Genomic DNA, 11,798 nt, shown 5'->3' with positions numbered 1-11,798 from the left:
AGGCTCCTGCAAAGCATTAGGCGAATATTGTTATAGTATAACAATATTCGCCTGCCGCACGCGCCAGTCTGGATCAGTCGGCGCGTCCCATATAGCGGCGCTCTGCCACATGGATGCGAATGCGCTCACCGTTACTGAGATATTCGGGCACCTGCACGACCAGGCCTGTACTCATCCCGGCAGGCTTAGTGCGTGCGCTGGCCGACGCGCCTTTAATTCCGGGCGAGGTGTCCACAATTTCCATGTCAACCGTCTGAGGCAGTTCAAGCGCCAGCACCTGTCCGTCCATGGTGAGCACCTGGATACCGGGAATGCCCCCTTCAGGGATAAACAGCAGTTCTTCTTCTATTTGCTCTTTTTTGAAGGCGTAAGGCGTGTAATCTTCATCGTCCATGAAGACGTATTCATCACCATCAATATAAGAGAAGGTGACGCTGCGGCGGCTCAGCGAAATGGCATCAATAATTTCATCGCCTTTGAAGCGTTCTTCTACTTTCATGCCGGTGCGCACATCGGTAAAGCGCATTTTATACAGCGTTGCCGCGCCCCGGGCGCTTGGGCTCTGGACATCAATGTCTTTCACCAGCAGCAGTTTGCCGTTATGGGTGACGGCCATTCCTTTTTTGATTTCGTTCGCTTTTGGCATTGCGGTTCTCGCTGACAGAGTGATCGTGCGCGCAACGTTACTCGCGCGGACGTGAACAGGCAAGACAGCGCGAAAAATTTTGTGCCCGATGGCGACTAACAGGATAAAGCCACCTCAGTATACATCATGGATCATGACGTCATTGGCGTTGCAAAGGCGACATCACAGCATGACCGGCGATCGGCGCCTGGCCTGTTTCTCTGTAAAGGTGATGTCAGGGTAAGGCACGTTCTGTTATCGTGCGCGCTTTAGCGGTTCGAGGAGGTAAAAGATGGAATGTCGTACAGACTGTGGCGCATGTTGTATTGCCCCGAGCATTTCCTCGCCCATTCCGGGAATGCCACAGGGCAAACCCGCTAATACCCGGTGCGTTCAACTTGCGGATAATAACCTCTGTAAAATTTTTGGATCGCCTCTGCGTCCGAAAGTGTGCGCCGGACTACAGCCATCGGTTGAGATGTGCGGTAGTAACCGTCATTATGCGATGGATTATCTGATTCACCTTGAGCAAAGTACCGCCCCCTGATTTCCCCGGTGCAGGTTCCCGTCTTCGCTGCGTTCGTTGTCTTTTGAGACATCATCACTGTTTAAAAACGCCGCATTTCTGGCTGTATTGTCGACGGCATAATTTATCCTCTGGTGCATGTTAATCGCTCCCTGCCTGCATGGCGTCCTGAATTTGTTCGTATCTTTGTGAAAGTGTTTGCTGACGCTGAAGCAGAGCAGAGGCATGCGATTAATGGCAAGGAGCTGACGTTGCTGAAATTCCCCTCCTGTTAATCGACCTCATGTCACCCAGACTTCAGCACGCTTTTTAAGATTATCCTCTGATCTCACTGAATTGTGCGTAACGTCAAAGATCTGCTACGTCGTTGACGCATTTTCTTGCCAGTGACACGCATGTTCAGCACAATTCTTGAAACGTTTCAGCGTTGCTGTAGCGGCCTTTAGTGGCACGAACAGCAAGATTCGACACCAGTAAGCTGAAACGATTCAATCAGCAAGCGAGGAGAATTATGTTCCAGCTCGAATTGCAGGCCATCCATACCGGAGCCAGCGCCCAAAATAAAGAAGATGCGATTCGTCAGGTTGCGGCGGCACTTACTGCTGCAGGTAACGTGGCGGAAGGTTATGTCAACGGTATGCTGGCACGTGAGCAGCAGACCTCTACCTTTTTGGGTAATGGTATTGCCATTCCTCACGGCACCACCGACACGCGCGATCTGGTGCTGAAAACCGGCGTGCAGGTCTTTCAGTTTCCGCAGGGCATTGCCTGGGGCGACGATCAGACCGCCTATGTCGCGATTGGTATTGCGGCCAAATCCGATGAACACCTGGCCTTGTTACGTCAGCTTACGCATGTGCTGAGTGATGACTCTGTTGCCGAACAGCTTAAAACGGCCTCAGCGGAAGATCTGCGTGCGCTGCTGATGGGTGAGAAGCAGCCCGCAGCGTTCAGCTTTGACACCTCCCTGATTACCCTCGACGTCAATGCACGTGATTTGATGACGTTGCAGGCCTTAAATGCCGGGCGTTTACAGGCGGCGGGCGTGGTTGATGCCAGCTATGTCGCGGATGTGGTGTCCCGCCATCCTCTGAGTCTGGGACAGGGCATCTGGCTCAGTGACAGCGGTAAAGGCAATCTGCAAAGCGGCGTAGCCGTCAGCCGCGTAGCGAGCGCGTTTGAGCACCAGGGCGAACCGGTCAACATGCTGATAAGCGTGGCAGCCGTTGATGAGCGTCCTCTGGACGTGCTGGGCTACCTCAGCGCGTTGCTGCAGAGTAATAAGGCCGATCGTTTATTAAAAGCGGATGCGGCAGGTGTTTATGCTCTGCTGACCAGCGAAGTCGACGAGCAGGCGGACCAACTGACTGCAGAATTCACGATCCGCAACGAGCATGGCTTACATGCGCGTCCGGGTACGGCACTGGTGAGCGTTATCAAGCAGTTTAACAGTGAGATCACGATTACGAACCTCGACGGCAGCGGCAAACCGGCAAACGGACGCAGCCTGATGAAAGTGGTCGCGCTGGGCGTGAAAAAAGGCCATCGCCTGCGTTTCACCGCCAGTGGTGATGATGCACAGCAGGCATTAGATGCCATCGAAGAAGCAATCAATAGCGGATTAGGTGAGGGGGCAGCATGACCAGACGTGTGGCAACTATCACGTTGAATCCTGCGTACGACCTGGTCGGCTATACGCCTGAAATTGAGCGCGGTGAAGTGAACCTGGTGAAGACCACCGGATTGCATGCTGCCGGTAAAGGCATCAATGTTGCCAAAGTGCTGAAAGATCTGGGGATTGATGTCACCGTAGGGGGCTTTCTGGGGAAAGATAACCAGGATGGTTTCCAACAGCTGTTCAGTGAACTGGGGATTGCTAACCGCTTTCAGGTGGTCAATGGCCGTACCCGCATCAACGTCAAGCTCACCGAGCAAAACGGGGACGTCACCGATCTCAACTTTTCCGGCTTCAGGGTGACCGCGCAGGACTGGGATCGTTTTACCAGCGATTCATTAACCTGGCTGGGTCAGTTCGACATGGTTTGCGTCAGCGGCAGCCTGCCGGAAGGTGTCGATCCTGACGCCTTTACCCGCTGGATGACTGAACTGCGCACCCATTGCCCTTGCATTATCTTCGACAGCAGCCGTGAAGCGCTGGTCGCAGGCCTGAAGGCCGCACCATGGCTGGTCAAACCCAACCGTCGCGAGCTGGAAATCTGGGCGGGACGTAAACTCCCTACGTTGCAGGATGTGATTAACGCAGCGCACGAGTTGCGTGAGCAGGGCATTGCACATGTGGTGATTTCTCTGGGTGCAGAAGGCGCACTTTGGGTCAATGCCTCAGGTGAATGGATTGCTAAACCGCCGGTGTGCGAGGTTGTCAGCACCGTTGGGGCAGGTGACTCCATGGTAGGTGGCCTGATTTATGGCCTGTTAATGCGTGAATCCAGTGAACATACGTTACGTCTGGCTACTGCGGTAGCCGCGATGGCCGTGAGCCAGAGCAACGTTGGCGTTACCGATCGTACCCAGTTGGCCGCAATGATGGCGCGCGTCGACTTACAACCCGTTAACTAACAGCAGGAGAGCGATAGTGAAAACGCTGCTGATAAAAGATCCTTCAACAGGACTGGCCTCTGCCTACATGGCAAAACAACGTCTGGCTGCTGCGGCTGCGCAGGCGGGTTTGACGCTGACAGAAAACCCGGCGGAAGCCGAACTGGTGATTGTCACCGGTCAACATGTGCCTGACGATGCTGCGCTGAACGGAAAATCCGTCTGGCTGGGCGATGTTCAACAGGCGGTCAGTGAGCCAGAACAGTTCCTGAACCGTGCGAAAGCCGAAGCGAAACCCTGGCAGGCCCGCGCAGCCGCTCCGGCTGCAACCCCTGCAACAGCGTCAGCTAACGGACCAAAACGCGTGGTTGCCGTAACGGCCTGTCCAACGGGCGTAGCACATACGTTTATGGCGGCTGAAGCTATTCAGGCTGAAGCGACCAAACGCGGCTGGTGGGTAAAAGTTGAAACCCGTGGCTCTGTTGGTGCAGGTAACGCGATTACGCCAGAAGAAGTGGCGGCGGCCGATCTGGTGATCGTGGCGGCGGATATCGAAGTGGACCTGGCGAAGTTTGCGGGTAAGCCGATGTACCGTACCTCAACCGGCCTGGCGCTGAAGAAGACCGCTCAGGAACTGGATAAAGCCGTTGCTGAAGCGAAGCCGTTTAAACCGTCCGGCGCGCAAAACAGCAATCAGGAAGAGAAAAAAGAGGGCGGTGCAGGCGCTTACCGTCATCTGTTAACAGGCGTGTCTTACATGCTGCCGATGGTGGTGGCTGGTGGTCTGAGTATCGCGCTGTCGTTTGCGTTTGGTATTACGGCGTTTAAAGAGCCGGGTACGCTGGCGGCTGCGCTGATGCAAATCGGTGGCGGTAGCGCGTTTGCCCTGATGGTGCCGGTACTGGCGGGTTTTATCGCGTTCTCTATCGCGGACCGTCCGGGCCTGACGCCGGGCCTGATTGGCGGGATGATCGCCACCAGCATCAACGCGGGCTTCCTTGGCGGCATCATCGCGGGCTTTATTGCGGGGTATGCAGCCAAACTCATTAGCGGCAAAGTGAAGCTGCCACAAAGTATGGAAGCGTTAAAACCTATCCTGATTATTCCGCTGTTTGCCAGCCTGATCACCGGCTTGCTGATGATCTATGTGGTCGGTAAACCCGTCGCGGGCATCATGAGCGGTTTGACCAGCTGGCTGGCTCACATGGGAACGGCTAACGCTATCCTGCTGGGTGCTATTCTCGGCGGTATGATGTGTACCGACATGGGTGGTCCTGTTAACAAAGTTGCCTACGCTTTCGGTGTCGGTCTGCTGAGTTCACAAACCTATGCACCGATGGCCGCCATTATGGCTGCGGGTATGGTGCCACCCCTGGCAATGGGGCTGGCGACGCTGGTTGCCCGTCGTAAATTCAATAAAGGTCAGCAGGAAGGAGGTAAAGCCGCGCTGGTTCTGGGCCTGTGCTTTATCTCAGAAGGTGCGATTCCGTTTGCTGCTCGTGACCCCATGCGCGTCCTGCCATGCTGTATCGTCGGCGGTGCGGTGACCGGTGCCACTTCTATGGCGATTGGTGCCAAACTGATGGCACCGCACGGCGGCCTCTTCGTGCTGTTGATTCCAGGTGCAATTACCCCGGTACTGGGTTACCTGCTGTCGATTGTTATCGGCACAGCCATTGCCGGATTAGGGTATGCGGTGCTGAAACGCCCGGAAGAAGAACTGGCGAAAGCCTGATCTTAAAAGGAAAAAGGAGCCGCCAGGCTCCTTTTTTTAACGTTGCTCTGATTTGAGCCAGGCTATTTCATCTTTCCAGATATCCGGATTGATGGTCTCCAGAATCAGCGGAATACCATCGAAGCGCGAATCCTTCATTATCCAGCTAAACACGGTTTTACCGATATTGCCTTCTCCCAGGCTGTGGTGACGGTCAACCCGGCTGCCCAGCGTACTTTTGGCATCATTCAGGTGCATGCCACGCAGATAATTAAATCCGACTATGCGATCAAACTCGGCAAAGGTTTCAGTACAGGCTGCTTCGCTGCACAGGTCATATCCGCCGGCGAAAGCATGGCAGGTATCAATACAAACACCTACGCGAGATTTATCTTCAACGTGTTCGATAATGGTCGCGAGATGCTCAAAGCGAAAGCCCAGATTACTGCCCTGTCCGGCAGTGTTTTCAATCACGGCGGTGACGTTGCGGGTCTGATCCAGTGCGATATTGATGGACTCAGCGATACGTTTTAAACAGGTCAGCTCGTCAATCTGCTGTAAATGGCTACCCGGATGAAAATTTAACAGTGTCAGGCCCAGTTGCTCTGCACGCTGCATTTCATCCACGAAGGCATCGCGGGATTTCTGCAGGGCTTCCATAACCGGATGCCCCAGATTAATCAGATAGCTGTCATGAGGCAGAATCTGATCTGATGAAAAGTGGTATTTCTCGCAGGCAGCGCGAAAGGCAGCAATAGTCTCATCCGAGAGCGGGGCGGCTTTCCACTGGCGCTGATTTTTGGTGAACAGCGCAAACGCCGTGGCTTCCAGTTCATGCGCGCGGATCACTGCCTGATCCACACCACCCGATGCGCTGACGTGCGCGCCAATATACTTCATGCCGTTCTCCTGAAGGGTTCAACTCAGTCTGAACGGCATGATACACGATGACACTGGGGCAAAACGCAGCGCGGCGGAAATTTTTACACCCGGATTAGGCAGGCAAACAGCAGCGCGACAGGATAATATCTGCTGCCCCGCAGAACAGAGCGGCGTCAGAAAGGACAGGCTGCCAGCATGGCGAGCTGGCAAGCGTCTGCAACAGAATGATGCGGGGACTAAAAAGGTTGGGCAAACCTGTCAGTGGCGGAGTTGCGCGATATCTTTTTCGCTCAGGCCGGTCATTTTGATGACGGTAGGGCGGTCAAAGCCGTTAGTTAACATGACCCGGGCAATCTTCAGCGCTTCTTCCTTTCTGCCTTTCTCAAGACCACGCTGTTCGCCCAAACGGATACCTTTCTCAATCCCTTTTTGTTCCAGCTGTTCTGCAATGGTCATCAGTGCGTCTCCGTGTTGCGGCACCCGCTGTGCCAGCTTATGGATTAAGGCGTGCGCATCCGACACCTCGCCCGCCTGCACCATGTAGTTTACCAGCGAGATAACCTGTGATGAAGAGAGATATTCATTTGTGAGAATAGCCACCAGCCTGTCAAGCATCACGGTCAGATTACGCTGATGGATGTGCTTCTGAAGTAACGTTAAGGCGGCCATACGGCGGTGGTGCAGGATCTCGTCGTCAGGGATACGCGTTACGTCAACCAAAGGGAAAGCCGCCGTGTAAAGTTTGCCTGCCTGATCCGGTAACGCAAAGCCATCCAGCCAGCAGAGAGAATAGGGATAGGGGCTACGTTTACCGGTGTAGAACAAGACGGGAATGACTAACGGCAGCGTTTGATGTCCGGCTTGCAGATGGCGATGCATGGCGGCCACCGCATAGCGCATTAACCTGAAGGCCATGTGTTTATCCGGACCAGACTGGTGTTCAATAAGGACGTGGATATAGCCTTTGCCGGACGCGGTTTTCACGCTGTACAGCACATCGCTATAGTACTGCCGCAGGTCGTCCTCGACAAAAGAACCCGATTCCAGCTTAAGCGTGGTCAGATCGCACAGGGCGCGCAACGCTTGTGGCAGGTGGATCGCCATAAAATCCCGCGCCACGTCCGGTTCGGTCAGAAACTGTCGGAACAGCGCGTCGTGAGGTGTCGGTGTTGGGGACGTTCTCTTCATCAGTTCCGGCTCGTAAAAATCACCGGTCTACAATAGAGCTACGGGAGGATCTTACCTAATAACAATGGTTTAATTTACGGCGCTTCTCGCAACGTTGGGTGAGATGAACACCTTCAGTACGCGAGCAAACGGGCTAACCGGCCTGCATGCGGCCGGTTTGATGAAGGCATGAACGTGCCTTACGCGATAAAACGCTGAACCAGCAGGTTAATCGTGCCGCCGCCCAGCACCAGCCAGCCAAAGACCAGTGCCCCCAACAGCACAGGTTTATAGCCCGCTGCACGAAGAGCAGTGAAACGGGTGGTCAGACCCAGTGCCGCCATTGCCATGGTCAGCAATATTCCTCCCAGCGTGTTGAACATATTCACCCATCCGGCCGGCAGCCAGTGCAGCGAGTTGAACAAGGCGACAACGACAAACATCAGGGCAAACCATGGAAACGTCACCGGCTTTGCGCTCTGCTGTTCTGCCTGCTCACGTCGCAGGGCGCCGCTCAGCAACAGTAAAAACGGCGCCAGCAGCATGACGCGCAGCATTTTCGCGATAACGGCGCTGCTTTCGGTTTCGGGCGCAATGCTGTGTCCGGCAGCAACGACCTGCGCCACCTCATGAATGGTTGAACCGGTAAAAATGCCAAACTGCGTCAGCGTGACACGGGGAAAAAAGTCATGCACCAGTGGCCACAAAACGGGATAAATAAAAATCGCCAGGGTACCAAACAGCACCACCGTAGCGACGGCAACGGCCACTTTTGACGGCGCCGCTTTGACCACCGGTTCCGTGGCCAGCACCGCCGCGGCGCCACAGATGCTGCTGCCTGCACCAATTAACCATACAGTTTCGCGGTCAAGCTTCAGCAGACGTCGGCCCAGCAGGCAGGTCACAAAGAACGTACTGCTCAGGGTCAGCACATCAATCAGCAGGCCGCTTAATCCCACGTCGGTGATTTGCTGCAAGGTGATGCGAAAGCCAAACAGAATCACACCGAGCCTGAGCAGTTTTTGTTTTGCCAGCTGCACGCCCGCGTCACACTGGCCGGCAAGAGGCGAGTAAACGCTGTTACCGACGATGATGCCCAGCATAATCGCCAGAGTTAATGAGCCCAGACCCAGACGAGCGATGCCTGGCACCTGGGCCACAGCGGCAGTCACGCTGGCGATCAGGCCGCATAACAACAGGCCGGGTAGCCACTGCTGAACGAAAGGATTTTTTGAAAGGGTGATGTCTGCCATGATTACGCTCCTGGTTGAGCGCTCATCATCATGCGGGGCTTGTTAAAAGTGAAATTGATTATATATTTATAATCTACCGCTATAAGTGATAAGGCAGGAACTATGCTGTTTGCACGACTGAAACGCTTAATCACGCTCATCAAACGCGATGTGCTGACGCTCGCCTTTGCCTGTCGCGATCCTCAAACACCGCTGTGGTGTAAAGGCCTGGCCGCCGGGTTGCTGGCGTACGGCATAAGTCCGATCGATTTGATTCCGGATGTTATCCCGGTTGTGGGACTAATAGACGATGCCGTCATTATCCCTGCCGGTGTCATGTTACTGCTGAAAATGCTGCCGCGCGAGGTTCGGGCCCGCAGCGTCGCGCGTGCGCAGCAACAGCGTGCACGCGGTAAAAAAGTATTGGGTGTACTGGGTGTGATTTTTCTGCTGTGGATCGCCCTGATCGTTTACCTTGTCGCGCGCTAAGTGATTCCGGAGTTTTCATGCATATTACCCTGCGACAAATTGAAGTGTTTACCGAGGTGCTTAAAAGCGGCTCTACCACCCAGGCTTCTCAGGTGCTGGCGCTCTCCCAGTCTGCTGTCAGTGCCGCCCTGGCTGATCTGGAAAACCAGTTAGGTGTGCAGCTTTTCGATCGGGTAGGAAAGCGGCTAGTGCTCAACGAACATGGCCGGTTACTTTATCCCCGTGCCGTTGGCCTGCTCGAACAGGCCACAGAAATCGAACAGTTATTTAAAGAAGATAACGGGGCTATTCGTATTTATGCCAGCAGCACCATCGGGAATTATCTGCTGCCGGGGATGATTGCCGGTTACCGCCGTGATTTCCCCACGTTGCCTTTAGAGCTGAGCGTGGGAAACAGTCAGGACGTGATCACAGCCGTTTCCGATTTTCGCGTCGATGTGGGATTAATTGAGGGGCCGTGCCATATGACAGAACTGGTCAGCGAGCCCTGGCTGGAAGATGAACTGGTGGTCTTTGCCGCACCGGACGCCGCCATTTTGCAGCAGCCCGTCACGCTGACCTCGCTGGCTGAGGCCACCTGGATTCTCCGCGAGCGCGGCTCAGGTACGCGCGAGATTGTCGATTATCTGCTGTTGTCCCATTTGCCGACATTTCAGTTGGGCATGGAGCTGGGCAACTCCGAAGCGATAAAGCATGCCGTGCGGCACGGGATGGGCATCAGTTGCTTATCACGTCGGGTGATTGCCGAGCAGTTGAGCGCCGGGACGCTGATTGAGCTGAAAACGCCTTTGCCGAATCTGACGCGCACGCTTTATCGCATCCACCATCGACAAAAACACATCTCAAAGGCCCTGTCGCGGTTTTTATCGTACTGCCGGGAAACGTAAACGCCCGATGAATGGTGGTTTAATCAGCGGTTCAACCCCTTGAATTTCAGGGAAACAGGCGGCGCCGCTAATAATTTCGCGCCAATCATGAAGGTAACTAATAACAGCGTAGCATTCGCTATACAGCGTGGCCTTTGCTGCTACAATCGCGCCTTATTTTTACCCAGCGTAATGTTTACACATGCATAATGACACAAATACAACACAACAACCTGCGTTACGACGCGATCTAAAAGCACGCCATCTCACCATGATCGCCATTGGCGGATCAATCGGTACAGGTCTGTTTGTGGCATCCGGTGCCACCATCTCTCAAGCTGGCCCCGGCGGGGCATTACTCTCATATGCCTTAATTGGCTTAATGGTCTATTTCCTGATGACCAGCCTCGGCGAACTGGCCGCGTTTATGCCGGTTTCCGGCTCCTTCGCCACCTACGGTGCCAAATACGTGGAAGAGGGCTTTGGTTTCGCCCTGGGCTGGAATTACTGGTACAACTGGGCGGTCACCATTGCTGTCGACCTGGTGGCATCGCAACTGGTTATGAATTACTGGTTTCCCGACACGCCGGGCTGGATCTGGAGCGCACTGTTCCTGAGCCTGATGTTCCTGATCAATTACATTTCAGTCAAAGGCTTTGGCGAGACCGAATACTGGTTCTCCTTGATCAAAGTCGCCACCGTCGTGATCTTTATCGTGGTGGGCGTGTTGATGATTGTGGGCATTATGCGTGGCGCGGAAAATGCAGGCTGGCATAACTGGCAGGTAGGCGATGCGCCGTTTGCCGGAGGTTTTGCGGCGATGATCGGTGTTGCGATGATTGTCGGCTTTTCTTTCCAGGGGACTGAACTCATCGGCATAGCGGCGGGTGAATCTGAAGATCCGGCGAAAAACATTCCGCGCGCCGTGCGTCAGGTGTTCTGGCGCATCCTGCTGTTTTATGTGCTGGCCATTCTGATTATCAGTCTGATTCTGCCCTATACCGATCCGCAACTGCTGCACAATGATATTAAAGATATCAGCGTGAGTCCGTTTACCCTGGTGTTCCAGAATGCCGGCCTGCTGTCTGCGGCGGCGGTCATGAACGCGGTGATTTTAACGGCGGTACTGTCGGCCGGTAACTCCGGGATGTATGCCTCAACGCGCATGTTGTATAACCTGGCGTGTGAAGGTAAAGCGCCGCGCATTTTTGCCCGACTGTCAAAAGGCGGCGTACCGCGTAATGCGTTATGGGCCACCACCGTCGTCGCGGGTTTGTGCTTTTTAACCTCAAAATTTGGTAATCAGGAAGTCTATCTCTGGCTGCTGAATACCTCCGGGATGACAGGCTTTATCGCCTGGTTAGGGATTGCCATCAGTCACTATCGTTTCCGTCGCGGTTATGTGGCTCAGGGGCGCGATCTGAGCGACTTGCCGTACCGCTCAGGCTTCTTCCCACTGGGGCCCATTTTTGCCTTTGTACTCTGTCTGATTATTACGCTCGGTCAGAATTACCAGGCCTTCCTGCAGGACACCATTGACTGGTACAGCGTTGCAGCGACCTATATTGGCCTGCCTTTGTTCCTGCTGATCTGGCTGGGTTACAGGCTGGTGCGGGGCGGACGCATTGTGAAATACAGTGAGATGGAATTTCCCCGCTCATAACGGGTTAAAAGCGCACGGTAAACGCCGTGCGCTTTTACGTTACGTCATCACTATTAACATTCCATGAATTGATAATTA

General features: G+C 54.4%; 11 protein-coding genes. 7 read left to right on the top strand and 4 right to left on the bottom strand.

The window, feature by feature from the left end; translation table 11 throughout:
• Positions 1-73 precede the first annotated feature (73 nt).
• Positions 74-646: an elongation factor P-like protein YeiP gene (gene yeiP / locus RAC65_RS05245; RefSeq protein ID WP_006119958.1), complete on the bottom strand. Its 573-nt coding sequence runs from the start codon at positions 644-646 to the stop codon at positions 74-76.
• Between the two features lie 271 nt (positions 647-917).
• Between yeiP and RAC65_RS05240 the strand changes: the two genes are divergently transcribed.
• The 4 genes from RAC65_RS05240 to fruA all read left to right on the top strand — a co-directional run bounded on the left by RAC65_RS05240 (position 918) and on the right by fruA (position 5,442).
• Positions 918-1,172 (top strand): YkgJ family cysteine cluster protein, encoded by a 255-nt coding sequence (locus RAC65_RS05240; protein ID WP_006119957.1) that lies wholly within the window; start codon positions 918-920, stop codon positions 1,170-1,172.
• Positions 1,173-1,662: 490 nt separating this feature from the next.
• A complete protein-coding gene (fruB, locus tag RAC65_RS05235; RefSeq protein WP_282498022.1) occupies positions 1,663-2,793 on the top strand; it encodes a fused PTS fructose transporter subunit IIA/HPr protein in 1,131 nt (376 codons plus the stop codon).
• Positions 2,790-3,728, top strand: a complete 939-nt coding sequence (gene fruK, locus RAC65_RS05230; RefSeq protein WP_006119955.1) for a 1-phosphofructokinase — start codon at positions 2,790-2,792, stop codon at positions 3,726-3,728. Before fruB ends, fruK begins: the two co-directional genes overlap by 4 nt.
• A gap of 16 nt (positions 3,729-3,744) precedes the next feature.
• Positions 3,745-5,442: a PTS fructose transporter subunit IIBC gene (gene fruA, locus RAC65_RS05225; protein ID WP_006119954.1), complete on the top strand. Its 1,698-nt coding sequence runs from the start codon at positions 3,745-3,747 to the stop codon at positions 5,440-5,442.
• 36 nt (positions 5,443-5,478) lie between these two features.
• On the opposite strand, the gene nfo is transcribed toward fruA, so the two are convergent.
• From nfo to RAC65_RS05210, 3 genes are all read right to left on the bottom strand, one after another.
• Entirely contained in the window at positions 5,479-6,321 is an 843-nt protein-coding gene (gene nfo / locus RAC65_RS05220) for a deoxyribonuclease IV (RefSeq protein WP_033740573.1), read from the bottom strand.
• 240 nt (positions 6,322-6,561) lie between these two features.
• Positions 6,562-7,491, bottom strand: a complete 930-nt coding sequence (locus tag RAC65_RS05215; protein WP_375096436.1) for an Rpn family recombination-promoting nuclease/putative transposase — start codon at positions 7,489-7,491, stop codon at positions 6,562-6,564.
• 179 nt (positions 7,492-7,670) lie between these two features.
• Entirely contained in the window at positions 7,671-8,723 is a 1,053-nt protein-coding gene (locus RAC65_RS05210) for a YeiH family protein (RefSeq protein WP_039338166.1), read from the bottom strand.
• A 102-nt stretch (positions 8,724-8,825) separates the two neighbouring features.
• Between RAC65_RS05210 and RAC65_RS05205 the strand changes: the two genes are divergently transcribed.
• The 3 genes from RAC65_RS05205 (at position 8,826) to RAC65_RS05195 (ending at position 11,720) form a co-directional block, all read left to right on the top strand.
• A complete protein-coding gene (locus RAC65_RS05205) occupies positions 8,826-9,191 on the top strand; it encodes a YkvA family protein (protein ID WP_375096435.1) in 366 nt (121 codons plus the stop codon).
• 17 nt (positions 9,192-9,208) lie between these two features.
• Complete coding sequence (gene yieE, locus RAC65_RS05200) at positions 9,209-10,078, top strand: DNA-binding transcriptional regulator YeiE (protein WP_033740566.1); 870 nt, start codon at positions 9,209-9,211, stop codon at positions 10,076-10,078.
• A gap of 181 nt (positions 10,079-10,259) precedes the next feature.
• Entirely contained in the window at positions 10,260-11,720 is a 1,461-nt protein-coding gene (locus tag RAC65_RS05195) for an amino acid permease (protein WP_033740564.1), read from the top strand.
• Positions 11,721-11,798 lie beyond the last annotated feature (78 nt).

This window comes from Pantoea sp. BS_8 (genome assembly GCF_041954965.1).
Taxonomy (GTDB): Bacteria; Pseudomonadota; Gammaproteobacteria; order Enterobacterales; family Enterobacteriaceae; genus Pantoea; species Pantoea stewartii.
The sequence above is the reverse complement of the archived record's forward strand: the minus strand, read 5'-3'. Positions and strand labels throughout refer to the sequence as shown.